Origin of the sequence: Collimonas fungivorans (assembly GCF_028292705.1) — a bacterium.
Lineage (GTDB): Bacteria > Pseudomonadota > Gammaproteobacteria > Burkholderiales > Burkholderiaceae_D > Collimonas > Collimonas fungivorans_B.
This window is the reverse complement of the sequence record NZ_JAQGLV010000043.1, coordinates 1-25,750: the sequence shown is the minus strand read 5'-3', so window position 1 is coordinate 25,750 and position 25,750 is coordinate 1. Positions and strand designations below refer to the sequence as shown.

The window sequence follows — 25,750 nt, the reverse complement described above, 5'->3', positions numbered from 1 at the left end:
GAGGCGCTGGCCTTGCCTGACCATCATGACTTTTCCGACAACCCGTTTGCCGCGCTCCAGGCCGAGATCATCCTGATAACTGAAAAGGATGCAGTAAAATGTCGGCAAATAGAAACCATCAGGAACGATCCGCGCATCTGGGTCGTTCCCGTGACGGCGCAGATCGATGCCGCGCTGTCACAACAAATTCTGGAGAAACTCCGTGGACATTCGACTGCTTGACATCCTGGTTTGCCCGATCTGCAAAGGTCCGCTGCATTACGACAAAAAAGCCCAGGAACTGATTTGCAACGCCGACAAACTGGCTTATCCGGTGCGCGACGGCATTCCTATCATGTGGGCCGACCAGGCGCGCGACCTGAACAGCCCGGCTGCGCCGGCTGCAACTCCCGTGGCATAGGCGGCGTTTATCGTGAGCTCGAGCAAGCCTTTCACCGTCATCATCCCGGCGCGGCTGGCGTCTACCCGCCTGCCTAACAAGCCGCTGGCCGATATCGGCGGCAAGCCGATGATCGTGCGCACCGCCGAGCGTGCGGCCTTATCGGGCGCGGTGCAGGTCATCGTGGCGACCGACCATGCGGAAATCCTGGCGGTCTGCGCCCAGCATGGCATCGCCGCGCGCCTGACGCGCGCCGATCATCCGTCCGGCACCGACCGCATTGCCGAAGTGGCGGCGGCGCTGGGACTGGCGGCCGACGCCGTGGTGGTGAACGTGCAGGGCGACGAACCGATGATCGAGCCTGAGCTGATCGCCGCTACCGCGGCGCAGATCACCGGCGAGGTGCCGATGGCGACCGCGGCGCACGCGATCGACTCGGCGGCCGATGCCTTCAACCCGAATGTGGTCAAGGTGGTCTTGAACCAGGCCGGGCGCGCGCTGTATTTTTCGCGGGCGACGATTCCCTGGCACCGCGACGGCTTTGCGCCGCCGTTTGCACCGCAGCGCCAGGATTTGCCGGCGGCCTATGTGCCGCTGCGCCATATCGGCCTGTACGCGTACAGCAATGGTTTTTTGCAAACCTACCCGACCCTGGCGGTATCGCCGCTGGAACAGATCGAAGCGCTGGAGCAGTTGCGGGTGCTATGGCACGGCTATCCGATTGCGGTGCACGTTGCGCCGGCCGCGCCGGCAGTAGGCGTGGATACGCCGGAAGACCTGGAGCGGGTGAGGCGTTTTTTCAGCGCTCTATAAAGAGCCAAAGTGTCGCGCAAGTGCTTGGAAATTATCGTTGAACCAACAGAAATAGTGCCGCGGACTGGCTGTTTGGTAAAATTGTATGGTAAGTTTCATGCAAAGATAGCGTGATGTAAATAAAAGCATATCGGAGACGTCGCAGTAAATCCAGCAACCTTTGGGTGCGCCGTCGCCACAATCAATTCACAAACTCACCTTAGGACTTTAACATGCGCCTCATCCTTTTAGGAGCGCCTGGTGCCGGTAAAGGCACGCAAGCGACTTTCATTAAAGAGAAATTCAACATCCCGCAGATTTCCACCGGCGACATGTTGCGCGCAGCAGTCAAGGCCGGCACTCCGCTCGGTATCGAAGCGAAGAAGGTGATGGACGCAGGCGGCCTGGTCTCCGACGACATCATCATCGGCCTGGTCAAGGACCGCCTGAAGCAGTCCGATTGCGCCAACGGCTACCTGTTCGACGGTTTCCCGCGCACCATTCCGCAAGCTGACGCCATGAAGGACGCCGGCGTGAAGATCGACTATGTGCTGGAAATCGACGTTCCCGACAGCGCCATCATCGAACGCATGAGCGGCCGCCGCGTGCATCTGTCGTCCGGCCGCACTTATCATGCCAAGTTCAATCCGCCCAAGGTGGAAGGCAAGGACGACATCACCGGCGAAGAACTGATCCAGCGCGACGACGACAAGGAAGAAACCGTCAAGAAGCGGCTGTCGGTGTATCACGAACAGACTGAAGTGCTGGTCAACTATTATGGCGACTGGGCCAAGGCCGGCCTGCCGGGCGCTCCCAAGTACCGCAAGATCGCCGGCGTCGGTCCGGTTGAGCAAATACGCGACAGCGCATTTGCGGCATTGGAAGCATAAGAAAAAGCGGACTTCGGTCCGCTTTTTCTTTTGGTCAACAAAATAATTTAGAATTCATCAGGGAAACAGCAACGCAGCAAACCAGCCCAACGCCTCTCCGAGAACAAAAGGGCAGCGAAAAGAAATGCATTACGCAGTATTGGCCGGCAGCCACCCATCTGGGAAACATGGTTGCAGGTGAAATGGTGTAGTTGTCTTACTTTGTCGTGAAGCCGTACCAAAAAACTGGAGGAGTCAACATGGCATTAAGTCTATGGTTTGCCGTCGCTTGCGGCATCATTGCCGTCATCTATGGGCTAGTCTCGCGCAGCTGGATATTGAAGCAGGATCCTGGAAACGCGCGCATGCAGGAAATCGCCGCCGCGATCCAGCAGGGAGCGGCCGCCTACCTGGCGCGCCAGTACCGCACCATCGCCATCGTCGGCGTGGTGCTGTTCATCATTATCGCGATACTGCCCGGACTGGGCCTGGTGACTGCGGCCGGTTTCCTGATCGGCGCGGTGCTGTCGGGAGCGTGCGGCTTCATAGGCATGAATGTTTCGGTGCGCGCCAACGTGCGTACGGCGCAGGCCGCTACCAAGGGCATGGGGCCGGCGCTGGACGTCGCCTTCCGCGGCGGCGCCATCACCGGCATGCTGGTGGTCGGGCTGGGGCTGCTCGGCGTGACCTTGTTCTTTTTATGGCTGCTGGCATTCGCGGGGCCTTCCGGACTCTCTCTGCATGACATCATCCGGCCTTTGATCGGACTGGCGTTCGGCGCTTCCCTGATTTCGATTTTCGCGCGTCTCGGCGGCGGCATCTTCACCAAGGGCGCCGACGTCGGCGCCGACCTGGTGGGCAAGGTGGAAGCCGGCATCCCGGAGGACGATCCGCGCAATCCCGCGGTGATCGCCGATAACGTCGGCGACAATGTCGGCGACTGCGCCGGCATGGCGGCCGACCTGTTCGAAACCTATGTGGTGACCCTGATCGCCACCATGCTGCTGGGTTCCTTGCTGATCCATGGCGCTGAGCTGCAGGCAGTGCTGTATCCGCTGGCCTTGGGCGGCGTGTCTATCCTGGCTTCCATCGTCGGTTGTTCCATGGTCAAGGCCAAACCTGGCAAGAAAATCATGTCGGCCTTGTATACCGGCTTGTGGTGGGCGGCGATCCTGAGCCTGGTCGGTTTTGTCGTGGTGACCTGGCTGATCCTGCCTGAACCGATGCGGGTGCCGATGATGGGTTCGGCCGTGATCGGCATCGTGCTGACCGGCCTGATGGTATACATCACCGAGTATTACACCGGCACCGATTTCAAGCCGGTGCGCCACATTGCGCAGGCCTCCACTACCGGCCACGGCACCAATATCATCGCCGGCCTCGGCGTTTCGATGAAATCGACCGCGTATCCGGTGCTGGCGGTATGCGTCGCCATCCTGGCTTCTTACTGGCTGGGCGGCCTGTACGGCATTGCGATTGCGGCTACCGCCATGCTGTCGATGGCCGGCATTATTGTCGCGCTGGACGCCTACGGTCCGATCACCGATAACGCCGGCGGCATCGCCGAAATGTCGGGCCTGCCTGATTCGGTGCGGGCGATCACCGATCCGCTGGATGCAGTCGGCAACACCACCAAGGCAGTCACCAAGGGTTACGCCATCGGCTCGGCGGGCCTGGCGGCGCTGGTTCTGTTCGCCGACTACACCCATGCGCTCGATTCCGTCGGAAAAAGCACGGTGTTCGATTTGTCGAACCCGCTGGTGATCGTTGGTCTGTTCATCGGCGGCCTGATTCCCTACCTGTTCGGCGCGATGGCGATGGAAGCGGTCGGGCGCGCTGCCGGTGCGGTGGTGGTCGAAGTGCGCCGTCAGTTTCGCGACATCAAAGGCATCATGGATGGCACCGGCAAGCCGGAGTACGACAAGGCAGTCGACATGCTGACTTCATCGGCCATCAAGGAAATGATCATCCCGTCGCTGCTGCCGGTGGTGGTGCCGATCGTGGTTGGCTTGCTGCTCGGGCCGGCGGCCTTGGGTGGCTTGCTGATGGGAACCATCGTGACCGGTTTGTTCGTGGCGATTTCGATGACCACCGGTGGCGGCGCCTGGGACAACGCCAAGAAATATATCGAGGACGGCAACCACGGCGGCAAGGGTTCGGAAGCGCACAAGGCGGCGGTGACCGGCGACACCGTCGGCGACCCCTACAAAGATACCGCGGGGCCGGCTGTCAATCCGCTGATCAAGATCATCAATATCGTGGCCTTGCTGCTGGTGCCGCTGTTGCCGGCTTCGGGCATGCAGCAGGTGGCGGCAGGAGGAGCGGAGGTGGTGCTGGTGCCTGTGCCGGTGACTGCCACGGCGACCGAAATCATTGTCAACAACGGCGCTGCCGCGACCACCGCGCCTGCTTCGGCTCCGGCCTCTACGCCTGCGACTGTCATCTATTTTGAATCCGGTAAGGCCGATGCACCAGGCGACACCGCTGAAAAGCTGGCGACCGTGGTCGACGCGGCGAAAGCCAAGGCCGGCTCCAAGATCGTGATCAGCGGTTTCCACGACACCACCGGCGATCCGGCCAAGAATGAGGAAATTTCCAAGGAACGCGCCAAGAGCGTGAAAGCGATCTTGCTGATCGCCGGCGTGGCGGAAGACGCCATCGTGCTGGAAAAACCCCAGGTGACGACCGGCAGCGGCGACAACGCCCAGGCGCGACGGGTCGAAGTCAGCGTCCACTAGCCGTTTGACGAGGAACCAGGGAGCGGCAGGCGCGGCCTGCCGCTCCCTTTTATCTTCAGCGTCCTACACAAATTTCCTCTCCCTGTTACTCTTCATATCCATGGAGACAAAACAAAAAACGGGCCTCATCCTGACCGGCGGCGGCGCCCGCGCGGCTTACCAGGTCGGCGTGATGGATGCGGTGGCGTCGATCTTGCGCGAGCATGGCTGGGCGCCGGAACAGAATCCCTTCGCCATCATTTGCGGCACCTCCGCCGGCGCCATCAACGCCACGGCGCTGGCGTGCCGGGTCGAGAACTTCGGCCAGGGCGTGCAAAAACTGATGGATGTCTGGGAGCACTTCACGGTGGAGCAGGTGTATCGCGCCGATTCGCTCGGCGTGCTGCGTTCGGGCGCGCGCTGGCTGTCGCTGCTGTCGTTCGGCTGGCTGTTGCGCAAATGGCATGCGCACCCGCCCAATTCCCTGCTCGACAATACCCCGCTGATCACCTTGCTGCACCGGCTGCTGGACCTGGAGCGGCTGGATGCGGCGCTGGTCAACGGCAGCCTGGAGGCGCTGGCGATCACCGCCTCTTCATACAGCGGCGGCCAGCACATCACGTTTTACCAGAGCGCCATCGAAATCCAGGGCTGGACCCGCAGCCAGCGGCGCGCGGTCAGGGACCAGATCAATGTCGGCCATCTGCTGGCGTCGTCGGCGATTCCTTTCATCTTTCCGGCGATCCCGATTTATTGCGACGGCCGCCGCGAATATTTCGGCGACGGCTCGATGCGGCAATTGGCGCCGATTTCTCCGGCGATCCACCTGGGCGCCAGCAAAGTGCTGGTGGTGGGGGCGGGGCGCCGCAAGGAAGCGCCGACCGATGCCCCCGTGTTTGCCCGTTATCCCAGCCTGGCGCAGATCGCCAGCCACGCCTTGTCCAGCATCTTCCTGGACGGGCTGGCGGTGGATATCGAACGGCTAGAGCGCATCAACCATACGCTTTCTTTCTTGACGGAAGAACAGCGCCAGCGCACACCGTTGAAACCGGTGGAAATGCTGATCATCTCGCCGTCGGAACAAATCGACGATATTGCCACCAAGCACTTCGGCAGCTTGCCGGTGCCGATCCGCACCTTGCTCGGCGGCCTTGGCGCCAAGGATGCGCGCGGCGGCGGCCTCGCGTCTTACTTGCTGTTCGAATCGGGGTATACGCGCGAATTGATACGCATGGGCCAGAAAGATACGCTGGCGCGCCGGGATGAAGTCGCCGCTTTCTTCGGACCGAGCCCGGGCGCGCAGCAAAAAACCGCGAACTTGTGATTGGTAAATATTGTCAAATATTGCAACACTTGCTGCCAGGGCAAGGATACGGGTTGATTCGTTTTCATCAACACGTTACCCTACGGTATCAGAACCATAAAATATTAAATTTATGAAAAGCCACGCAACCCGGCGCCATTTCCCTGGTCTAAGTTCCGATTTCGCGGCTGCCATCGCTGTTGCAATATTACGCAACGGGGTCTTGCTGCTGCTCGGTTTGTTGTTGTCTTTTCAAGTATTTGCGCGTGAATCCCTATCGCAGGATGTGGTTTCGCTAGGTCAATTGCCGCAGGAAGCGCAAGCAACGCTGGTATTGATCAAGCAAGGCGGGCCTTTCCCGTATGCCAAGGATGGCGTGGTATTCGGCAATTATGAAGGGATGCTGCCCAGGCAGCGGCGCGGGTATTACCACGAGTTCACGGTGAAAACCCCGCGCGCGCGCAACCGCGGCGCGCGCCGGATCATCGCCGGCGGCAATCCGCAGACTTCGGGCGAGTATTACTACACTGACAATCATTATCAAACTTTCAGACGCATCCAGGAGTGACTGAGAAGAGTGAATGAGATACAACAACAGCAATCCATCATCATTGCTCTAGCTGAGGGAAAAATGAGTTTGTTTAAAACCGTACCGCCAAATGTAGTGCAGTCCATCCGCGCCTTCCGTGTGACCGACCTGCAGGCGGAAGCTAACCGCCTGGGGCAGCATTTCCTGTATGCCTATTGCGCGGAAGCAACGACTAAACAGCAAGTGCTGGCAAATATCGCCCACGCCTTTCATTTTCCCAAGCATTTCGGCAAGAATTTCGACGCCCTGGCCGATTGCCTGACCGACCTGGCCCACAAATCCGGTCCGCAGCCAGGGTTCATTGTGGTGATCGAACAACTGCCGAATACCCCCAAGTTTGACAAGGAAGCACGGGAAACCCTGCTCGACGTATTTCGCGACAGCGCCGATTTCTGGGCTGACAAGAAAGTGGCTTTCCGCGTTTTTTATTCATTCCAGTAACACTGTTTTAATCAAAATCACCACTGTTTTTAATCAAAACTGGCATTGCAACGGGTACAATGCGCGCCATGAGAAGCATTGTTATCCTGATTTCCGGGCGTGGCAGCAACATGCAAGCCATCGTCCGCGCCGCTCAAACCGAACAATGGCCTGCCAGAATCGCCGCGATTGTCAGCAACCGGGCCGATGCCGAGGGTTTGAAATTTGCTGCTGCCCAAGGCATTCCAACGGCAGTGGTTGCGAATAAAGACTATCCTGACCGTGAACAGTTCGACGCCGCCTTACGCGTCGTGATCGATGGGTTTGCGCCCGATCTGGTGGTGCTGGCAGGTTTCATGCGTATCCTGACCACGCCGTTCGTCGAGCATTACGCCGGCCGCATGATGAATATCCATCCTTCGCTGCTGCCGAGCTTTACCGGCATGGCGACCCACAGGCAGGCGCTGCAGGCCGGCGTCAAGGTGCATGGCGTGACCGTGCATTTTGTCACGCCGACACTGGACCACGGACCGATCGTGGCGCAGGTCGCGGTGCCGGTGCTGGAAGACGATACCGAACAGTCGCTGGAGCAGCGCGTGCTGCTCGAAGAGCATCAGTTATATCCGCGTGCAGTGCGCTGGTTTGTCGAGAATCGCTTGAGCATCGAGGATGGCCGAGTGCATAACAATGCGGCTCAGCACGAACGCTAAGACAGTCGTTTGGCTGGCCCCGGCACCATCAACAGATTAAAAGATTTTATGAAAGATTCATTATGAGATTGCCTCCCGCGATCGTCGGTCACACCGAAGAAGTTTTGCGCGAAATTCTACGTTTCACCGGTCCTGCCGACGGCACCTTGTCGCGCTATTTCCGCGATCATCCGAAGCTGGGTTCGCGCGAACGCGGCGTGGTGGCCGAAGCGGTATACGGTTTGCTGCGCAACAAGGCGATCTACACCAGCTTTGCCGAATCCGGCAACGGCCCGACCATGCGCCGCATGACGCTGCTGGGCCTGGCCGATGCGGTCAGCATCGAGTCCCTGGGCGGCTTGTCGGACGAAGAAACCGAGTGGCTGAAACGGGTCGCCGAAATCGACCGTAACCTGATGCCGCCGCTGATGCGTTCCAACCTGCCGCAATGGCTGTTCGACAAGCTGGTGGCGCGCGACGGCGAAGCCGCCACCCTTCAGCTGGCGCATGCGATGAACCAGCCGGCGCCGCTCGACCTGCGCGTCAATTCGCTCAAGGCTAACCGCGAAGAAGTGATTACCACCCTGGCTGAAGCGCCTATCCTGTGCGAGCCGACGCCGTATGCGCCGCTGGGCTTGCGCGTCATCAAGAAACCGACCTTGCAAAACCTGCCGCTGTTCAAGAGTGGCGCGATCGAAGTGCAGGACGAAGGCAGCCAGTTGCTGGCGCAGATCGTCGGCGCCAAGCGCGGCGAGATGGTGGTCGATTTCTGCGCCGGCGCCGGCGGCAAGACGCTGGCCCTGGGCGCCACCATGCGCAATACCGGCCGCCTGTATGCCTTCGACGTCTCCGAAAAACGCCTGGCGAAACTCAAGCCGCGCATGGCGCGCAGCGGTTTGTCGAACATCCATCCGGTGCTGATCGCGCATGAAAACGACGGCAAGGTCAAGCGCCTGGCCGGCAAGATCGACCGCGTGCTGGTCGATGCGCCGTGCAGCGGCCTCGGCACGCTGCGCCGCAATCCGGACGTCAAATGGCGGCAGACGCCGGAAGCGATTGCCGAGATGAACGTCAAGCAGATCGCCATCCTGTCCAGCGCCGCGCGCCTGGTCAAATCCGGCGGCCGCCTGGTGTACGGCACCTGCAGCTTGCTGGATGAAGAAAACGAAGCGATCGCCGCGCAGTTCCTGGCCAGCCATGAAGATTTTTCGTTGGTGCCGATGAAAGACGTATTGGCCGAGCAAAAGATTGAACTGGAGATGGGCGACTATCTCAAACTGCTGCCGCACCAGCACCAGACCGATGGTTTTTTTGCCGCGGTATTCGTGCGCAAAGTAGCAAGCGGCTCGCCTGACAAGGATAAGCGCGGGGACGTTGCGCCGTAAAAAACGCCGTAAGAAACGCCGTAATAAAAATAATGCCAGATATCTTCACTGACCTGCTCAACGACTTGCTGAACAACCTGCGCGCGCCGGGCTTGCCGGCGCAGGTCGGCCTGCTGCTGTTATGCGTAGGCCTGGGCTGGCTGCTGGCGCGCCTGCTGCGCCGCTCTTTCAGCGTCAGCACGGTGCAGCCGCCGGCGATGCAGATCGGGCTTGGCAGTTTCGCCAAGGTGCTGACTCCTATCATTACCTTGCTGTTGCTGATACTGGTCAAGCTGGCCCTGCAGAAGTGGCAGCAGCCGGTGAACGTGATGCGCCTGATGATTCCGCTGGTGGCGTCGCTGGCGCTGATGCGTTTCGTGTTTTACGTATTGCGCCGGGTGTTCGCGCGCAACAGCGGCGTCGGTACTTTCCTGCTGCTGTTTGAAAAGAGTTTCGGCGTGCTGGTCTGGATCGGCCTGCTGCTGTACATCACCGGCTGGTGGCCGGACCTGTTCGACTACCTGGACAGCACGGTGCTGCCTATCGGCCGCTACAAGGTGTCGCTGCTGGCGGTCATGCAGGCGCTGGTCTCGGTGCTGGTGACGCTGGTGATTGCCTTGTGGGCCGGCGCCGCGCTGGAAGAACGCCTGATGCGCGTCAACACCGTGCATTCCTCGGTGCGCACCGTGGTGGCGCGCATGGCGCGCGCGTTCCTGATCCTGGTGGCGGTCTTGCTCAGCCTGTCGCTGGTCGGTATCGACCTGACCGTGCTGTCGGTCTTCGGCGGCGCGCTGGGTGTGGCGCTGGGGCTTGGTTTACAGAAAATCGCCAGCAGCTATGTATCAGGTTTCGTGATTCTGCTGGAGCGCAGCCTGGCGATCGGCGATATGGTCGGGGTCAGCACGTTTTACGGCAAGGTGGTGCAGATCAATAGCCGCTACACGGTGCTGCAGGGGCTGGACGGTATCGATACGGTGGTGCCGAACGAAGTCTTCATGATCAATTCGGTGCAGAACTATTCGCTGACCAACCGCATACTGCGCCTGGCGACACATGTGACGATCGAGCATCAGGACGATGTCGAAAGTATATTGTTGCTGCTGGAGCAAGTTACAGTCGAGGTCGACCGGGTATCGCGCGAAATCCTGCCGCAAGCCTTGCTGATGAAGATTGGCCCTGACGGCCTAGAGCTAGAGGTCGGATTCTGGATCACGGATCCGGAGAACGGCCGGCTGAATGTGTTGTCTGATGTTAACCGTGCAATCTGGCGCGTGTTGCAATCTCGTCAAATCAAGGTTGCTCAGGCGAAACGAGATATCAGGATGGTGTCCGAGGGAGAATTGCATAAAAGTAATTTCGACGCCTATTCGCAACAAGATTTGCCATTAGATCGCCTGCGCGATTCGCCAAAACCTAAAAACATCTAATAATAAGGGTACAATTGCACTCGAAATTCGGGTAACTATTCGGTAACTACCCGTCAACTTACCCGTATCTCACTGTAAAATAAGCAGTTAAGCAGTGGCATCATCTACCCATCTACACATGGAGTACACATAGTGTTCAATGCAATACTCGATTTCTTATCGAATGGCGTAACAGGCGCGAGCGCCTGGCAGGTCGTCGTGTTCACGCTGGTCGTGACGCACATCACGATCGCTGCAGTGACTATTTTCCTGCACCGTTGCCAGGCCCACCGCGCGCTGGACCTGCACGCGATTCCAAGTCATTTCTTCCGCTTCTGGCTGTGGATGACGACCGGCATGGTGACCAAGGAGTGGGCATCGATCCACCGCAAGCATCACGCCAAGTGCGATACCGAGGAAGATCCGCATAGCCCGGTAACGCGCGGCATCAAGAAAGTATTCTGGGAAGGCGCTGAACTGTATCGCGCAGAATCGAAGAACCTGGAAACCATGGAGAAATTCGGCCATGGCACACCGGACGACTGGATCGAACGCAACCTGTATACCAAGCACAGCGCCTTGGGCATCGTGGCGATGATGTTGATCGACATTATGCTGTTCGGCGTCGTCGGCGTCAGCGTCTGGGCCGTGCAAATGGTCTGGATCCCGATTACCGCAGCCGGCATCATCAACGGCATCGGCCACTATTGGGGCTATCGCAACTACGATTGCAACGATGCTGCGACCAACATCATTCCGTTCGGCATCATCATCGGCGGCGAAGAGCTGCATAACAACCACCACACCTTCGGTACTTCGGCCAAGCTGTCGTCGAAGTGGTACGAGTTCGACATCGGCTGGATGTATATCCGGATCCTCGAGATCTGCGGCCTGGCCAAGGTGAAGAAAGTCGCGCCTGCGCCGAAGTTCAACCATGCCAAGCTGGTGCCGGACCTGGACACGCTGCAGTCGGTGATCGCCAACCGCTACGACGTCATGGCGAAGTATGCAAAATCGTTGAAGAACGCCTGGCATGAAGAGCGCGGCCAGCTGACCGACAAGGCCAAGCAGGGCGCGGTTTTCCTGAAGTCGTCGAAGAAGCTGTTGCAACGCGAACCGGCCAAGCTGGAAGCGCCGCAAAAGCAACAGCTGACCGAGCTGTTCCTGCATAGCAAAGCGCTGCAAACCATGCATGAGATGCGGGTCGAGCTGGGCGCCATCTGGGAGCGTTCGCACTTCACGCGCGATCAGCTGCTGCATCAGCTGCAAGACTGGTGCGCTCGTGCCGAAGCTTCCGGCATCAAGTCGCTGCAGGATTTCTCGCTGCGCCTGCGCAGCTACTCCTGACCAGCAGGGCAGGGCGCCGACGTATTAAAGCGCTTGCCCTGGACAAGAAAACGGCCCGAGCGGCCGTTTTTTTTCGCCTGGCGATTGCCGTGCAAGTACAAAAGGCAGGATATAAAAAAGCCCCGCAGGACAGATGTCGTGCGGGGCTTTTTGCAGAACGTCGATCGATTACTTGATCTTGGTTTCTTTGTATTCAACATGCTTACGAACCTTCGGGTCGAACTTCATGATCGACATTTTTTCCGGGGTTGTACGCTTGTTTTTTGTGGTGGTGTAGAAATGACCTGTACCTGCGGTCGATTCCAGCTTGATTTTGTCGCGGCCTGATTTCGCCATGATTCTTCCTTTATTCTGCTAGTTAGACTTTTTCGCCACGAGCGCGCAAATCGGTCAACACGGCATCGATGCCGATTTTGTCGATCACGCGCAAGCCGGCGTTGGACAAGCGCAGGGAGACCCAGCGATTTTCAGACTCGACGAAGATGCGGCGATTTTGCAAGTTAGGCAAAAAGCGACGTTTCGTCTTGTTGTTTGCATGGGAAACGTTGTTGCCGACCATCGGCCCCTTCCCGGTGACTTGGCAGACACGTGCCATGTTTTTACTCCTAAAAGATTTCCGAAACTGGAAAAAAGGAGAGTATATATAAAAAAATGAGATTTTTCAATGACTTGCGAAAAACAATTGTGTCTTTTGCGCTTTGTTGTATTTAACAATTCGAAATCCGAGATTTACAGCTGGCCGTGCTCGGCGAAAGAGTGCACTTGCGTGCCGGCGACGATGAAATGATCCAGCACCCTGACGCCGATCAGGTCCAGCGCCTGCTTCAGGGTCTGCGTCAGCTGGCGATCGGCGGAACTGGGCTCCAGCGTGCCGGACGGATGGTTATGCGCCAGCATGACGCTGGCGGCATTGTGCGTCAGCGCCGCCTTGACCACCTCGCGCGGATAGACGCTGGCGTGGGTCAGGGTGCCGCGGAACAGTTCCTCGGCGCAGATCAGGCGGTTCTTGACGTCGAGGAACAGCACCAGGAATGATTCATGGGGCTTGTTGGTCAGCAGCAGCTGCAGGTACTGCTTGACGGCAGCCGGGGCGTCGAAGCTGCTGCCGGCCTGCAATTCTTCCGCCAGCGAGCGCCTGCCTAGCTCCAGTATGGCTTGCAACTGGGCAAACTTGGCCGGGCCGAGGCCGTTGATGGCGCAGAATTCCTTGAGCGGGGCGGAAAACAGGCGGTTCAGCGAGCCGAAATGGCTGGTCATTTCGCGTCCCAGGTCGACCGCGCTTTTGCCGGCGGCGCCGACCCTCAGGAACACCGCCAGCAGTTCCGCATTGGAAAGTGCCTGCGGACCGAGTTTGATCAAACGTTCGCGCGGCCTCTGATCGGCGGGCCAGTCGGTAATTGCCATGGTGTAATCGATGTAAGCGAGGTAAGGTCAGTGTCGGCCACGTCATATGGCCCAAGGTGGCTTACAATATCATCTTCTGACTGGCAGTTATTTTTTTGTTAATGGTTCTTTTGCCTAATCTATGTCCAATTTGTCTCTCCCTGTCGTTACCGAAGCATCTTATCTGACCTTGCACTATCGCCTCGCCTCGCAAGAGGGCGAGGATATTGTCACTACCTTCAAGGAATCGCCTGCCACCCTGCAGTTCGGCATGGGCCAGCTGGCGCCTTTTCTGGAAGCTTGCCTGCTGGGTTTGCCGGAAGGCACGCATCAAACTTTCGAGCTGCCGCCGGAACGCGCTTTCGGACCGCGCAATCCTGAGCTGATCCAGCGTGTCTCGCGCGCCACGCTGCGCCAGAATTCGCAGTTGGGAGAGCAATACCGCATCGGCGACCTGGTGGAATTCGCGGCGCCGGGCGGCGGCCAGTTTGCCGGCGTGCTGCGCGAAATCGACGAACAGGGCGCCTTGTTCGATTTTAATCATCCGCTGGCCGGACAGTCGCTCCAGTTCGAAGTGAAAATCATCGGCATTTTGTAGTTTGCGGCCGACAAGCATGAACATGGATATGAATATGGATAATGAAATTTTATTGGCGCAGCCGCGCGGTTTCTGCGCCGGCGTCGACCGCGCGATCGAAATCGTCGAGCGTGCGCTGGAACAGTTTGGCGCGCCGATCTATGTGCGCCACGAAATTGTCCACAATGCCTATGTGGTGGCGGACCTGCGCAACAAGGGCGCCATTTTCATAGAAGAGCTGGCCGATGTCCCGGCCGGCAATACCGTGATTTTTTCCGCTCACGGCGTCTCCAAGGCAGTGCAGGAAGAGGCTGAAGTGCGCGGCTTGAAAGTGTTCGATGCGACTTGCCCGCTGGTGACCAAGGTCCACATGGAAGTGGCCAAGATGCGGCGCGAGGGCCGCGAAATCGTCATGATCGGGCATGAAGGCCATCCCGAAGTCGAGGGCACCATGGGCCAGACCAACGACGGCATGCACCTGGTCGAGACCGTGGCCGACGTCGATCGGCTGCAGGTCGGCAATCCCGACATGCTGGCCTATGTGTCGCAGACTACCTTGTCGGTCGACGACACCGCCGACGTCATCGCTGCGCTGAAACAGAAATTCCCGGCCATTACAGAACCGAAGAAGGGCGATATCTGCTACGCCACCACCAACCGCCAGCAGGCGGTCAAGTTCATGGCGCCGCAGGTCGACGTGGTGATCGTGGTCGGCAGCCCGAACAGCTCGAATTCCAACCGCCTGCGCGAAGTGGCGGAGAAGAAGGGCACGGTCGCCTATATGGTGGACAACGCGGAACAGATCGACCAGGCCTGGCTGCAAGGGAAACGCCGCATCGGCGTCACCGCCGGCGCTTCGGCGCCGGAAATCCTGGTGCAGGCCGTGATAGACCGCCTGAAGGCCTATGGCGCCAAGAACGTGCGCACACTGGACGGCGCCGAAGAGAATGTCACTTTCCCCATGCCCAAGGGACTGGCGCGGGTCTAAGTACCGCTCTGGGCACAAATCCGGGCATAAGCCTTGGCGGAAAATTGGCGAAACGGTATTACTGATTATCATCCGGTGACGATTATTGGTAATATTGCTTCGCCGGTGTTTGTTTTCTGCCAAAATTTCCCGGTGCAAGCCACGCGCAGCGGCCCTGGCGCTCCATTCTGGCGCGAAATTATATTTCGAAGAAACTCCACTTTTCCATCGATAGTTTTCTGTTTTCCTCGCTATCATTGCGGCGCTGCGGTTTGAATGTAAAAACCTGTGCGAACCGCAGTCAGCAGGTTAATATTGCATTGCTGTCAGAGTTGATTATCGCTCAACGTTAGCTATAATCCGCACAGTAATGGTGCAATGCCCCCAGGCACGGCGCTTTAGGACAAAAAACGTTTTTACATAAAGACGTATAGGAGACAAACAAGTATGCGTACCCAGTTCTTTTTTCTTATTCCGGCTATTCACGCAATGCCAAATTACCTTTCCGGCCATCGTTGCAGATGAGAGGAAGGGCGTCTCCCAACGGCACTAGGACTTTATCCTGGGTGCCGTTTTTGTATCGGGAATGATTTTTGCTGTGCTGCCTATGGTCGCAATAGTGTTCTGACCGATTTGACCCAAAACACATAGAACAAGGAAATTATGGATATCTTTATCCAGCAAGTTATCAACGGCTTGGTGCTGGGAAGCATGTATGCGTTGATTGCCCTCGGCTACACCATGGTGTACGGGGTGCTGAACCTGATCAACTTCGCCCACGGCGATATCCTGATGATCGGGGCCATGGTCGGCCTGTCCATCCTCAAACTGCTGCAGCACGTGGCGCCCGGCCTGCCCGGCATCGTCCAGCTGGCGATCGCCATCATCGGCGCCATCCCGGTCTGCGTCATCATCAGCCTGATCATCGAGCGGGTCGCCTACCGGCCGCTGCGCAACGCGCCGCGCCTGGCGCCGCTGATCACCGCGATCGGCGTGTCCATCCTGCTGCAGACGTTTGCCATGATGATCTGGGGCCGCAGCCCGCTGCCGGTGCCGCAAGTCATGCCTTCCGATCCGGTGCATATCTTCGGCGCCCTGATCTCGCCGACGCAGATCATGCTGCTGATCCTGGCCGCCGCCTCGATGGTCGGCCTGGTGCTGCTGGTCGAGAAAACCAAGATGGGCCGCGCCATGCGTGCGACCGCCGAGAATCCGCGGGTCGCCGGCCTGATGGGCGTCGATTCCAACCGCGTCATCGTGATGACCTTCGCCATCGGCGCCGCGCTGGCGGCAGTGGCCGGCGTGATGTGGGGCGCCAATTATTCGTCGGCGCAGTTCGCGATGGGCTTCGTGCCTGGCCTGAAAGCATTCTCCGCCGCGGTGCTGGGCGGCATCGGCAATATCTACGGCGCCATGCTGGGCGGTATCCTGCTGGGCCTGATCGAGAGCCTGGGCGCCGGTTATATCGGCGACCTGACCGGCAATTTCTTCGGCAGCAACTACCAGGACATTTTTGCCTTCATCGTCCTGATTATCGTCTTGACCTTGCGTCCGTCCGGCATCATGGGCGAACGTGTGGCTGACCGCGCCTGATCGGAGAGGGATATATGGCTAATTTCTTCGACACCAAAAAGAACCCGACCAAGGCTTACACCAGCCTGGTCGCCCTGGCGATCCTGTTCATGATCTTCCCGTTCATTGCCTCCAATTTCGGCAATTCCTGGGTCCGCATCATGGACTTTGCGCTGCTCTACATCATGCTGGCGCTAGGCCTCAACATCGTGGTCGGTTTCGCCGGCCTGCTGGACCTGGGCTACATCGCTTTCTATGCGATCGGCGCCTACATGACCGGCTTGCTGGCATCGCCGCAGTTTGCTTCGGTCCTGGAATCTTTCGTCAACACCTATCCGGCCATCGGCAATTTCCTGGTGATGGTCTGCGGCCCTGAGATCGTCCAGAACGGCATTCACCTGTCGCTGTGGGTGATCGTGCCGGCGGGCGCTGCGCTGGCCGGCCTGTTCGGCGCCATCCTCGGCGCGCCGACGCTCAAGCTGCGTGGCGACTACCTGGCCATCGTGACCCTCGGTTTCGGTGAAATCATCCGTATCTTCATGAACAACCTGAACGCGCCGGTGAATATCACCAACGGCCCGCAAGGGATCAACCTGATCGATCCGATCCGCATCTTCGGCGTGTCGCTGGCCGGGGAGCGCGGCTCCAGCGCCACGGTGTATGTGGCCGGTTTCGGCATGCCGTCGGTGAACGCCTACTACTTCCTGTTCCTGGTCTTGTGCATGGCGATCATCTTCATCTCCATCCGTTTGCAGAATTCGCGCCTGGGCCGTGCCTGGGTGGCGATACGCGAAGATGAAATCGCCGCCAAGGCGATGGGCATCAACACCCGCAACATGAAGCTGCTGGCATTTTCCATGGGCGCCTCGTTCGGCGGCGTGGCCGGCGCCATGTTTGCTTCGTTCCAGGGTTTCGTTTCGCCTGAATCGTTCTCGCTGACCGAATCGATTGCGGTGCTGGCGATGGTGGTGCTGGGCGGCATGGGCCATATCCCGGGCGTGGTGCTTGGCGGCATCCTGCTGGCGGCCTTGCCGGAAGTGCTGCGGCATACCGTGGAGCCGATGCAGATGGCGGTGTTCGGCAAGGTGCTGATCGATGCCGAAGTCTTGCGCCAGCTGCTGTACGGCCTGGCGATGGTGGTCATCATGCTGACCCGCCCAGCCGGCTTGTGGCCTTCGCCCAAACATGAGGATCGGCCGGATGCCGATATCGACAATCCGACAGCGCCGACCGGCGTGGTAAAGGCTTAAGGGGATCTCATGAGCGCACCAATTATTCTGAATATCTCCGGCGTCAACAAGCGGTTCGGCGGTTTGCAAGCCTTGTCGGAAGTGAACATCAAGATCCTGCAGGGCCAGATCTACGGCCTGATCGGACCGAACGGCGCCGGCAAGACCACCTTCTTCAACGTCATCACCGGTTTGTACCAGGCCGATACCGGCTCCTTCGAGCTGGCCGGCAAGGCTTACTCGCCGTCGGCGCCGCACGAAGTGGCCAAGGCCGGCATTGCCCGCACTTTCCAGAACATCCGCCTGTTCGGCGAGATGACCGTGCTGGAAAACGTCATGGTGGGTTGCCATGTGCGCACCCATCAGGGCGTGTTCGGCGCGGTGTTCCGCCACAAGAAGGCACGCCTGGAAGAGCTGGCGATCCGCAAGCGTTCCCAGGAACTGCTGGATTTTGTCGGCATCGGCCGTTTCGGCGACCGCACCGCGCGCCATCTGTCGTACGGCGACCAGCGCCGCCTGGAAATCGCCCGCGCGCTGGCGACCGATCCGCAGCTGCTGGCGCTGGACGAACCTGCCGCCGGCATGAACGCTACCGAGAAACTGGCGCTGCGCGAGCTGCTGGTGAAAATCAAGAACGAAGGAAAGACCATTTTGCTGATCGAACATGATGTCAAGCTGATGATGGGCTTGTGCGACCGCCTTACCGTGCTGGACTACGGCAAGCCGATTGCAGAGGGGCTGCCCGCCGAAATCCAGAAAAACCCGGCGGTGATCGAAGCCTACCTGGGAGGTGGTCACTAATGGCAACCAATATCCTCAAGGTCGAGAACCTGAAAGTCGCTTATGGCGGCATCCAGGCCGTCAAGGGCATCAACCTGGAAGTCAACGAAGGTGAACTGGTGACGCTGATCGGCGCCAACGGCGCCGGCAAGACCACCACGCTGAAAGCCATCACCGGCACCTTGCCGCAATGTAAGGTCGAAGGCGAGATGCACTACCTGGGCGAACACACCAAGGGCATGACCTCGTTCAACCTGGTCAAGCAGAAACTGGCCATGGTGCCGGAAGGGCGCGGCGTGTTCACGCGCATGAGCATCCAGGAAAACCTGCTGATGGGCGCTTACACGCGTGACGACAAGGCAGGCATCGCGGCCGACATCGACAAGTGGTTCGGCGTATTTCCGCGCCTGAAAGAGCGCGCCGCGCAAATGGCCGGCACCTTGTCCGGCGGCGAACAGCAGATGCTGGCCATGGCCCGCGCCCTGATGAGCCATCCCAAGCTGCTGCTGCTGGACGAGCCGTCGATGGGGCTGTCGCCGATCATGGTGGAAAAGATCTTTGAAGTGATCCGCAGCGTTTCGGCGCAAGGCATCACCATCCTGCTGGTCGAGCAGAACGCCAAGCTGGCGCTGGAAGCGGCGCACCGGGCTTATGTGATGGATTCCGGCCTGGTGACCATGAGCGGCAACGCCAGGGACATGCTGGATGATCCTAAGGTCAAGGCGGCGTACCTGGGTGAATAATGGGCGAGTAATGGCCGAATAAGCGCCGCGGCCGGGATTGCCTGCAACCCCGGCCGGTTTGCCTGGACGAAAAAAAAGAGCCATAGGCTCTTTTTTTTATATCCCGGATAGCCTGCGATCAGGTCATCGGCAGGGAATTGAACTGATTGTCCGACTGCTGGATCCGGTGTTCAATCGGATCAGGCACGTTGACTGCGGCTTCAGCCGGGGCCGGGCTGGCCTCGCTCGGCGCAACCGTGGTCTGGATGGTGCGCGGTTTCGGTGTAGCGATCGGCGCCGGCGAGCCGGTTGAAGGCACGTTCTTGCCGATGGCGACATCTTGCAGGCGACGGTACTCAGCCAGCACCTTGTAGCCGTAACCGCCGTCATTGGCGAACGCCGCGGCGCCGACATAGCGTTTCAAGCCAGCTTCGACCGAACCGCCCTGGGTCACATAATCCTTGAGGATCATGGAACCGACCTTGATGTTGGCAGCCGGATTCAGTGCTGCCTTGATGCCGCCCATGCTTTCGAACTTGTCTTCATGCACCTTCGACATGACCTGCATCAGGCCTTGCGCGCCTACCGGGCTTTCGGCAAACGGGTTGAGGCCGGATTCAATCGCCATCACCGCCAGGATCAGCAGCGGGTCGAGCTTGGTTTCCCGTGCTGTCTTGTAGGCTGTCGTCACGAACATGTTGGTAGCGTCGCCGGCCACGCGGTAACGCTTGGACAGCCAACTGGTGACCCATTGCTGCTGGCGCGCGCTGTCGAGCGGCTTGATGGCCTTGTTCGACAGGGTGTCCATGCGCAGCACGTGATTGTTGCCGGTCGACGGCGCGGTCAGGTTCGCCACTTTAGGGGCGGCGTTGGCCTGGTCCGGAAGTGCTGGTGCAGCCGCAGCTTGCGGCGCGGCTTTTTGTTCAGTGCTGCTGGCGAACAGCGGCAGGTTTTGAAGCTTGTATGCCAAGTCCGGTTTCACCAGCATGGTGGTGAAGCCGATGATGGCCAGCATGGCGCTGAACAGTACGGTGATGCGGGTAGTGGCGATAAGGCCGCCGACGGTGTCGCGGGCGTAAAACACACCGTTGACGGATTGCATGCCGAATTTCTTTGCCTGGTCGAGCGTAGCCCAACCGGGTAATGCTTTGGTAGATCTTGCTAACAATTGAACCTCCTGAATCGTCGCGGCGCATGCAGGCTCCCTGATAAAGCTGGAACTAATCTGCCAGCTGGAGCTAATCTACCGAATGCTGCGTGCACCGTAATCAATATCGCAAGGCATCGCAGATGGTGTGCGGTGTGCCGTTGCGTCGTTGTTGTCTGCGCTTATGTAGCTTGGATCGATCGGCCGCAGTAGAGCGCGCCGGCTACAGGCAAACAACTTGTTCGGGGGAGAAGGCTGACGCCTTTTGAAAACACTCCTTAAAATGTCATGTGGGACCCCGATCCCGTGAGTATTGAGAGCCGACATAAAAATCGCTTTTTGGGCGATGCGACTGCTTCAAGCTGGCCGCATTGTAGGGGGCGGTTTATATCAAGTCAATACTATAAAAAACAAAATCAATAACTTTTATATCTAAAGAATGCGCCGGTTTACCGCCGCAAGCCAATAAAATCAAGCACTTGGCTGAAAAGCTTTAATTGTCGAATTAACATTCATAAAGATTGTAAAAGTCTATGAAATACTCAGATTTACGTGATTTTATTGTCAAATTAGAACAAATTGGTGAGCTAAAACGCATTTCGACGCCGATTTCACCCTATTTGGAGATGACGGAGATCTGCGACCGCACTTTGCGGGCAGCCGGGCCGGCGCTGCTTTTTGAGAATCCGGTCGGCCATTCAATACCTGTGCTAGGCAATTTGTTCGGCACGCCGCGCCGCGTGGCGCTTGGCATGGGAGCCGACGACGTCAGCGAATTGCGGCGCATCGGCCATGTGCTGGCGATGCTGAAAGAGCCGGAACCGCCGAAAGGTTTTAAAGATATCCTCGGCCTCGGCACCCTGGTCAAATCGTTGTGGGACATGGCGCCCAAGGAACATCGCTCGGCGCCGTGCCAGGACATCGTATGGGAAGGCAACGACGTCGACCTCGCCCGGCTGCCGATCCAGCACTGCTGGCCGGGCGACGTCGCGCCGCTGATCACCTGGGGCCTGGTGATTACCAAAGGGCCGCACAAGAAGCGCCAGAATCTCGGCATCTACCGCCAGCAGGTGCTGGGCCGGAACAAGGTGATCATGCGCTGGCTGGCGCATCGCGGCGGCGCGCTGGACTTCCGCGAGCATGCGATCGCTACCGGCGGCAAGCCGTATCCGGTGGCGGTAGCGCTGGGCGCCGATCCCGCTACTATATTAGGAGCGGTGACGCCGGTGCCGGACAGCCTGTCCGAATAACAGTTCGCCGGCCTGCTGCGCGGCAGCCGCACCGAACTGGTCAAGGCGATCGGCAGCGAGCTGCGGGTGCCGGCGTCGGCCGAGATCGTGCTGGAAGGGCACATCAATCCCGATCCATCCCATCCGTCCGGTTATGAAATGGCGCTGGAAGGGCCGTACGGCGACCATACCGGCTATTACAACGAGCAGGACTGGTTCCCGGTATTCACCATCGACCGCATCACGATGCGCAAGTCGCCGATTTATCACTCTACGTATACAGGCAAGCCGCCGGACGAGCCGGCGGTGCTCGGCGTGGCGCTGAACGAAGTGTTCATCCCCTTGCTGCAAAAGCAGTTTCCCGAAATCACCGATTTTTATCTGCCGCCGGAAGGCTGCAGCTACCGCATGGCGGTGGTGCAGATGAAGAAGGCCTATGCCGGCCATGCGAAACGGGTGATGTTCGGCGTCTGGAGTTTCCTGCGCCAGTTCATGTATACCAAGTTCATCGTGGTGGTGGATGAAGACGTCAACATCCGCGACTGGAATGAAGTGATCTGGGCCATCACCACCCGCGTCGATCCGATCCGCGACACCACGATAGTCGACAACACGCCGATCGACTATCTCGACTTCGCCTCGCCGGTCAGCGGCCTGGGCAGCAAGATGGGGATAGACGCCACCAACAAGTGGCCTGGCGAAACCAGCCGCGAGTGGGGGCGCACCATCAGCATGTCGGATGAAGTGAAGACGCGCGTCGACCAGATCTGGCAGGAGCTGGGACTGTAAGACAGGGTTTGTAAAGAGGGGCTGGCTGCGCGGCGCAGGCAGAAAATGGCGGCAGGGATGCAAAAAGCCCTGCCAGTAATGCCGCAATGCGGTACAATTCACCCCGGCGGGCCCCTGCGCATTGTGGCGTGGTCAACCTGGTCAGGTCGGGAACGAAGCAGCCACAGCCATTTCCTGCAAGTGCCGCAGACAAGGCTCGCCTCTATCCTCTGTATTACTTCTGTACTACTCCCCACGCTCGTCTTCGCGGTTGTCGTTTATTTACGGCAAGCCGTTACCATCTATGCAATCTGGCAAGCCGTTCAAGGCATCGTCGCGTGGCTCGCAGGGATGCTGAAGCCTATCGTTGTCGTACCGTCCGTGCTGTCGGCGAACACGCCGCCGCCATGCATCTTGGCGATCGCCTTGACGATCGCCAGCCCCAGGCCGTGGCCGTGCAGCTGGCTCTGGTCCTTGTCGTTGCGGGCGGCGTCGACCCGGTAGAAACGATCGAACAGGCGCGGCAAATGATTGTCGGCGATCGGTTTGCCAGGATTCGACACAGCGATCCGGATCGCCTCGGGCTCCTGCGTGATCGTCACCGCTATCGCGGCGCCAGGGCTGGAATGCTGGATCGCGTTGTGCAGCAGGTTGCTCATTGCGCGTTTGAACAGCGACGTTTCGATGGAGGCTTCGGCGCTCACGTCGCCAGCCACCTTGACCGTCATTTTCGAATCGTCCAGCAGGAACTCAAAAAACTCCACGGTCTTGCCGACTTCCTGCGCAATCGAAGTGCGCACCAGGCTGGTGGCGGCTTCACCCTGGTCGGCGCGCGCCAGGAACAGCATGTCGTTGATAATGGAGCGCAAGCGCTCCAGCTCCTCCAGGTTCGATTGCAGCACTTCCTCGAATTGCGGCGCCGTGCGTTGCCGCGACAAGGCCACCTGGGTTTCCCCGATCAGGTTGGCCAGCGGCGTGCGCAGCTCGTGGGCGACGTCGGCGTTGAACGCTTCCAGCTGATTGTAAGCGCCTTCCATGCGCTCCAGTACGCCGTTGAAGGCGATCGTCAGGTCCGACAGTTCACCCGGCAGCGGCGAAATCTGCAGGCGTTGCGACAAGGTTTTTGGCCCCAGCGACTGCGCCGCGCTGGACAGTTGTTTCAGCGGCCGCAAGCCGACCTGCGCAATCCAGTAGCCGAGCAGCATGACCAGCAGCACGCCCAGCAGGGACAAGCCGACCAGTGCAATCATGAAGGCATGCAGGGTGTGCATGTAAGGCGCGGCGTCCACCGCCACGATCAGGCGCACCGCGGGCCGTTCCTGGAACGGCTCGATGGTGCCTACCATGGTGTGCAGCGGATATTCGCGGCCGTGCAGCGACATGATGCCCATGCCGTTCGGGTTGCGGTCCAGCTGCTCGACATCGGCCAGGCCTTTGCCGTACTGGAAGCGGGGATCGTCGCTCAGCACCCAGTAGCGGATGCTGCCGTCGGCCGGCGTCAGGGTGTCCAGCTTGGTTTGCACCCGCGGCCAGCGCACCGGGTCGCCGTTATGGCCGATCATGTAGCGGGTATCCAGGAAACGCGTATTGAGTTCGTCCTGCTGGTGGCGCGCCAGCTCGCGCTGCAGCACGCCATACAGCGCGCTGCCGATCAGAGAAAAAATCAGCAGCGCCGCTACGGCAAACATCGCCACCAGGCGTGCGGTGATGGAACGCTTCATTCGCTGCCCTCTTGGCTGCGCGGCTCCAGCACATAACCCATGCCGCGTATGGTATGCAGCAGCTTGGGGCTGAACGGCGTGTCGATCTTGGCGCGCAAGCGCTTGATGGCGACTTCGACGACGTTGGTGTTGCTGTCGAAATTCATGTCCCAGACCAGCTCGGCGATCGCGGTCTTGGACAGGATCTCGCCTTGTCGCCGCGCCAGCACCGCCAGCAGCGAAAACTCCTTGGCGGTGAGGTCGATGCGGACATTGGCCCGGTAAGCCTTGCGGCTGATCAGGTCGATCTGCAGGTCGGCAATCCGCAGCTGCGCCGGCTCGAAAGCGCGGCCGCGCCGGGTCAGCGCCTGCAGGCGCGCCAGCAGCTCGAGGAAGGAAAACGGTTTCACCAGGTAGTCGTCAGCGCCGCCTTGCAGGCCCTTGATGCGGTCTTCCACCCGGTCGCGCGCGGTCAGCATGATGACCGGGGTCTGCTTGATGGCGCGCAGGGCGTGCAGGACCGTAAAACCGTCTATGCCGGGCAGCATGACGTCGAGCACGATGACGTCGTAATCGTGCTGCAAGGCCAGGTGCTGGCCGTCCACGCCGTTATGCGCGACATCGACGGCGCAACCCTGTTCGGTCAGGCCCTTGCACAGATAGTCGGCCGTCTTCAGTTCATCTTCGACGATCAGTATTTTCATGTGTAGCCTGTCTCCTGGCTAGTTTCCCACATGCCGGCACGGTGCCGGCATGCAAGAGGACATTTCATCGCCTTCGTTATTTGACGGATTACTTTGATGGATTGTTTTAACGCATTGTTTTAAATCTATCATGCCGCAGCTTTACGGGCCGCCTTGCGTGCCTGCCGCGCTTCCTTGCGCCGCATGTACCAGTAGTGGGCGCGGTCCAGGTACAGATACACCACCGGCGTCGTGAACAGGGTCAGCGCCTGCGACAGCACCAGGCCACCCACCATGGCGTAACCCAGCGGCCGCCGCAGTTCCGAGCCGGCGCCGTGGCCCAGCATCAGCGGCAAGCCGCTCAGCAGCGCGCACATGGTGGTCATCATGATCGGCCGGAAGCGCAGCACGCAGGCCTGGTAGATCGCTTCTTCCGGTTTCATGCCGTGCTGTCGCTCCGCCGTCAGGGCGAAGTCGATCATCATGATGCCGTTCTTCTTGACGATGCCGATCAGCAGGATGATGCCGATCAAGGCAATCACGCTCAGGTCATAACCGCCCATCATCAGGATCAGCAGGGCGCCGACGCCGGCCGAGGGCAGGGTCGACAGGATCGTCAGCGGGTGGATATAACTTTCATACAGCAGGCCCAGCACGATATACACCGCGACCAGCGCTGCCGCGATCAGATAGGGCTGCGACGACAGCGAATCGCCGAACGCCTTGGCCGTGCCCTGGAACGCGCCGGTCAGGGTGGCCGGCACGCCCATCTCGCTCTGCGCCTTCTGGATCGCATCGACCGCTTCGCCCAGCGCCACGTCCGGCGCCAGGTTGAAGGAAATCGTCACCGCCGGGAACTGGCCTTGGTGGCTGATCGACAGGTAGGAAGTCTTGTTGGTGTCGATGGTGACGAAGGTCGACAGCGGCACCTGCTGGCCGGTCACCGGCGAAGTCAGGTAGAGCTTGTTGAACAGATCGGGATCTTCCTGCAGCTTGGGCGTCACTTCCAGGATCACGTGGTAGCTGTTGATCTGCGTGAAGTACTGCGCGACCTGGCGCTGGCCAATGGCGTCGTAGATGGTCGAGTCGATCAGCGCCGGCGTGATGCCGAAGCTGGA

General features: G+C 59.4%; 25 protein-coding genes, 1 other RNA gene and 1 pseudogene. 20 read left to right on the top strand and 7 right to left on the bottom strand.

Translation table 11 applies throughout. The annotated features are described in order from the left end of the window. From JWQ61_RS02185 to JWQ61_RS02130, 12 genes are all read left to right on the top strand, one after another. The coding region (locus tag JWQ61_RS02185) for a tetraacyldisaccharide 4'-kinase (RefSeq protein WP_304359066.1) at window positions 1-222 on the top strand (222 nt) is incomplete at its 5' end. Next, window positions 203-400: a Trm112 family protein gene (locus tag JWQ61_RS02180; protein WP_304359065.1), complete on the top strand. Its 198-nt coding sequence runs from the start codon at window positions 203-205 to the stop codon at window positions 398-400. The genes JWQ61_RS02185 and JWQ61_RS02180, both read left to right, overlap by 20 nt. A 12-nt stretch (window positions 401-412) precedes the next feature. Further along, window positions 413-1,192 (top strand): 3-deoxy-manno-octulosonate cytidylyltransferase, encoded by a 780-nt coding sequence (gene kdsB / locus JWQ61_RS02175; protein WP_304359064.1) that lies wholly within the window; start codon window positions 413-415, stop codon window positions 1,190-1,192. A gap of 212 nt (window positions 1,193-1,404) precedes the next feature. Then, window positions 1,405-2,061 carry an adenylate kinase gene (gene adk / locus JWQ61_RS02170; protein WP_120236731.1) on the top strand — a complete coding sequence of 219 codons (657 nt, stop codon included), beginning with the start codon at window positions 1,405-1,407 and terminating at the stop codon, window positions 2,059-2,061. Between the two features lie 239 nt (window positions 2,062-2,300). Further along, window positions 2,301-4,778, top strand: a complete 2,478-nt coding sequence (locus tag JWQ61_RS02165) for a sodium-translocating pyrophosphatase (RefSeq protein WP_304359063.1) — start codon at window positions 2,301-2,303, stop codon at window positions 4,776-4,778. Window positions 4,779-4,878: 100 nt separating this feature from the next. Next, window positions 4,879-6,081, top strand: coding sequence for a patatin-like phospholipase family protein (locus tag JWQ61_RS02160; RefSeq protein WP_304359062.1), 1,203 nt, complete (start codon window positions 4,879-4,881; stop codon window positions 6,079-6,081). 112 nt (window positions 6,082-6,193) lie between these two features. Further along, complete coding sequence (locus JWQ61_RS02155; protein ID WP_304359061.1) at window positions 6,194-6,628, top strand: ribonuclease; 435 nt, start codon at window positions 6,194-6,196, stop codon at window positions 6,626-6,628. After that, window positions 6,629-7,090, top strand: a complete 462-nt coding sequence (locus JWQ61_RS02150; RefSeq protein WP_304359068.1) for a barstar family protein — start codon at window positions 6,629-6,631, stop codon at window positions 7,088-7,090. A 59-nt stretch (window positions 7,091-7,149) separates the two neighbouring features. Next, window positions 7,150-7,779 carry a phosphoribosylglycinamide formyltransferase gene (gene purN / locus JWQ61_RS02145; protein WP_304359060.1) on the top strand — a complete coding sequence of 210 codons (630 nt, stop codon included), beginning with the start codon at window positions 7,150-7,152 and terminating at the stop codon, window positions 7,777-7,779. 62 nt (window positions 7,780-7,841) lie between these two features. Next, window positions 7,842-9,143 (top strand): RsmB/NOP family class I SAM-dependent RNA methyltransferase, encoded by a 1,302-nt coding sequence (locus JWQ61_RS02140; protein ID WP_304359059.1) that lies wholly within the window; start codon window positions 7,842-7,844, stop codon window positions 9,141-9,143. Between the two features lie 32 nt (window positions 9,144-9,175). Continuing rightward, complete coding sequence (locus JWQ61_RS02135) at window positions 9,176-10,549, top strand: mechanosensitive ion channel family protein (RefSeq protein ID WP_304359058.1); 1,374 nt, start codon at window positions 9,176-9,178, stop codon at window positions 10,547-10,549. Between the two features lie 129 nt (window positions 10,550-10,678). Next, window positions 10,679-11,875, top strand: a complete 1,197-nt coding sequence (locus tag JWQ61_RS02130) for a fatty acid desaturase (RefSeq protein ID WP_304359067.1) — start codon at window positions 10,679-10,681, stop codon at window positions 11,873-11,875. A gap of 168 nt (window positions 11,876-12,043) precedes the next feature. Here the strand turns inward: JWQ61_RS02130 and rpmG are convergent, their stop codons facing one another. The 3 genes from rpmG to radC all read right to left on the bottom strand — a co-directional run bounded on the left by rpmG (window position 12,044) and on the right by radC (window position 13,279). Continuing rightward, window positions 12,044-12,211 carry a 50S ribosomal protein L33 gene (gene rpmG, locus JWQ61_RS02125; protein ID WP_009667251.1) on the bottom strand — a complete coding sequence of 56 codons (168 nt, stop codon included), beginning with the start codon at window positions 12,209-12,211 and terminating at the stop codon, window positions 12,044-12,046. A 22-nt stretch (window positions 12,212-12,233) separates the two neighbouring features. Then, complete coding sequence (gene rpmB, locus JWQ61_RS02120; RefSeq protein ID WP_014005219.1) at window positions 12,234-12,470, bottom strand: 50S ribosomal protein L28; 237 nt, start codon at window positions 12,468-12,470, stop codon at window positions 12,234-12,236. Window positions 12,471-12,604: 134 nt separating this feature from the next. After that, a complete protein-coding gene (gene radC / locus JWQ61_RS02115) occupies window positions 12,605-13,279 on the bottom strand; it encodes a DNA repair protein RadC (protein WP_304359057.1) in 675 nt (224 codons plus the stop codon). A 121-nt stretch (window positions 13,280-13,400) separates the two neighbouring features. On the opposite strand from radC, the gene JWQ61_RS02110 reads away from it, so the two are divergent. From JWQ61_RS02110 to JWQ61_RS02085, 6 genes are all read left to right on the top strand, one after another. Then, window positions 13,401-13,856, top strand: a complete 456-nt coding sequence (locus JWQ61_RS02110; protein WP_120236723.1) for a peptidylprolyl isomerase — start codon at window positions 13,401-13,403, stop codon at window positions 13,854-13,856. 34 nt (window positions 13,857-13,890) lie between these two features. Beyond that, entirely contained in the window at window positions 13,891-14,823 is a 933-nt protein-coding gene (ispH, locus tag JWQ61_RS02105) for a 4-hydroxy-3-methylbut-2-enyl diphosphate reductase (RefSeq protein WP_369684870.1), read from the top strand. 642 nt (window positions 14,824-15,465) lie between these two features. Further along, complete coding sequence (locus JWQ61_RS02100) at window positions 15,466-16,395, top strand: branched-chain amino acid ABC transporter permease (RefSeq protein ID WP_014005223.1); 930 nt, start codon at window positions 15,466-15,468, stop codon at window positions 16,393-16,395. Window positions 16,396-16,409: 14 nt separating this feature from the next. Next, the gene (locus JWQ61_RS02095; RefSeq protein WP_304359055.1) at window positions 16,410-17,624 is read left to right on the top strand and encodes an ABC transporter ATP-binding protein; all 1,215 of its coding nucleotides are present in this window, start codon (window positions 16,410-16,412) and stop codon (window positions 17,622-17,624) included. Between the two features lie 9 nt (window positions 17,625-17,633). Then, on the top strand, window positions 17,634-18,404 hold the full coding sequence (locus tag JWQ61_RS02090) for an ABC transporter ATP-binding protein (RefSeq protein WP_120236720.1): 771 nt from the start codon (window positions 17,634-17,636) through the stop codon (window positions 18,402-18,404). Beyond that, window positions 18,404-19,126 (top strand): ABC transporter ATP-binding protein, encoded by a 723-nt coding sequence (locus JWQ61_RS02085; protein ID WP_014005226.1) that lies wholly within the window; start codon window positions 18,404-18,406, stop codon window positions 19,124-19,126. The genes JWQ61_RS02090 and JWQ61_RS02085 overlap by 1 nt, the downstream gene beginning before the upstream one ends. 118 nt (window positions 19,127-19,244) lie before the next feature. Here JWQ61_RS02085 and JWQ61_RS02080 read toward each other — a convergent pair whose 3' ends face one another. After that, window positions 19,245-20,207 (bottom strand): transglycosylase SLT domain-containing protein, encoded by a 963-nt coding sequence (locus JWQ61_RS02080; RefSeq protein ID WP_304359054.1) that lies wholly within the window; start codon window positions 20,205-20,207, stop codon window positions 19,245-19,247. A gap of 578 nt (window positions 20,208-20,785) precedes the next feature. Here JWQ61_RS02080 and ubiD point away from each other — a divergent pair. Together ubiD and ffs are read left to right on the top strand one after the other, a co-directional pair. Further along, a pseudogene (ubiD, locus tag JWQ61_RS02075) lies at window positions 20,786-22,270 on the top strand (4-hydroxy-3-polyprenylbenzoate decarboxylase). A gap of 105 nt (window positions 22,271-22,375) precedes the next feature. Continuing rightward, window positions 22,376-22,474, top strand: an RNA gene (ffs, locus tag JWQ61_RS02070) — signal recognition particle sRNA small type. 98 nt (window positions 22,475-22,572) lie between these two features. Here ffs and JWQ61_RS02065 read toward each other — a convergent pair. From JWQ61_RS02065 to JWQ61_RS02055, 3 genes are all read right to left on the bottom strand, one after another. Beyond that, the gene (locus JWQ61_RS02065) at window positions 22,573-23,970 is read right to left on the bottom strand and encodes a heavy metal sensor histidine kinase (protein ID WP_304359053.1); all 1,398 of its coding nucleotides are present in this window, start codon (window positions 23,968-23,970) and stop codon (window positions 22,573-22,575) included. Beyond that, window positions 23,967-24,653 carry a heavy metal response regulator transcription factor gene (locus JWQ61_RS02060; RefSeq protein ID WP_304359052.1) on the bottom strand — a complete coding sequence of 229 codons (687 nt, stop codon included), beginning with the start codon at window positions 24,651-24,653 and terminating at the stop codon, window positions 23,967-23,969. Before JWQ61_RS02060 ends, JWQ61_RS02065 begins: the two co-directional genes overlap by 4 nt. 128 nt (window positions 24,654-24,781) lie before the next feature. After that, window positions 24,782-25,750: efflux RND transporter permease subunit (locus JWQ61_RS02055; RefSeq protein WP_304359051.1), on the bottom strand; the 969-nt coding region annotated here is incomplete at its 5' end.

Coding starts and splice junctions, on each gene's coding strand:
- purN (WP_304359060.1), top strand. CDS start 7,150: ATGCGCGCCATGAGAAGCATTGTTATCCTGATTTCCGGGCGTGGCAGC.
- JWQ61_RS02100 (WP_014005223.1), top strand. CDS start 15,466: ATGGATATCTTTATCCAGCAAGTTATCAACGGCTTGGTGCTGGGAAGC.
- JWQ61_RS02155 (WP_304359061.1), top strand. CDS start 6,194: ATGAAAAGCCACGCAACCCGGCGCCATTTCCCTGGTCTAAGTTCCGAT.
- JWQ61_RS02090 (WP_120236720.1), top strand. CDS start 17,634: ATGAGCGCACCAATTATTCTGAATATCTCCGGCGTCAACAAGCGGTTC.
- JWQ61_RS02160 (WP_304359062.1), top strand. CDS start 4,879: ATGGAGACAAAACAAAAAACGGGCCTCATCCTGACCGGCGGCGGCGCC.
- JWQ61_RS02080 (WP_304359054.1), bottom strand. CDS start 20,207: ATGCAATCCGTCAACGGTGTGTTTTACGCCCGCGACACCGTCGGCGGC.
- radC (WP_304359057.1), bottom strand. CDS start 13,279: ATGGCAATTACCGACTGGCCCGCCGATCAGAGGCCGCGCGAACGTTTG.
- JWQ61_RS02085 (WP_014005226.1), top strand. CDS start 18,404: ATGGCAACCAATATCCTCAAGGTCGAGAACCTGAAAGTCGCTTATGGC.
- adk (WP_120236731.1), top strand. CDS start 1,405: ATGCGCCTCATCCTTTTAGGAGCGCCTGGTGCCGGTAAAGGCACGCAA.
- JWQ61_RS02140 (WP_304359059.1), top strand. CDS start 7,842: ATGAGATTGCCTCCCGCGATCGTCGGTCACACCGAAGAAGTTTTGCGC.
- rpmG (WP_009667251.1), bottom strand. CDS start 12,211: ATGGCGAAATCAGGCCGCGACAAAATCAAGCTGGAATCGACCGCAGGT.
- JWQ61_RS02135 (WP_304359058.1), top strand. CDS start 9,176: ATGCCAGATATCTTCACTGACCTGCTCAACGACTTGCTGAACAACCTG.
- rpmB (WP_014005219.1), bottom strand. CDS start 12,470: ATGGCACGTGTCTGCCAAGTCACCGGGAAGGGGCCGATGGTCGGCAAC.
- JWQ61_RS02060 (WP_304359052.1), bottom strand. CDS start 24,653: ATGAAAATACTGATCGTCGAAGATGAACTGAAGACGGCCGACTATCTG.
- JWQ61_RS02165 (WP_304359063.1), top strand. CDS start 2,301: ATGGCATTAAGTCTATGGTTTGCCGTCGCTTGCGGCATCATTGCCGTC.
- JWQ61_RS02065 (WP_304359053.1), bottom strand. CDS start 23,970: ATGAAGCGTTCCATCACCGCACGCCTGGTGGCGATGTTTGCCGTAGCG.
- JWQ61_RS02095 (WP_304359055.1), top strand. CDS start 16,410: ATGGCTAATTTCTTCGACACCAAAAAGAACCCGACCAAGGCTTACACC.
- JWQ61_RS02110 (WP_120236723.1), top strand. CDS start 13,401: ATGTCCAATTTGTCTCTCCCTGTCGTTACCGAAGCATCTTATCTGACC.
- ispH (WP_369684870.1), top strand. CDS start 13,891: ATGGATAATGAAATTTTATTGGCGCAGCCGCGCGGTTTCTGCGCCGGC.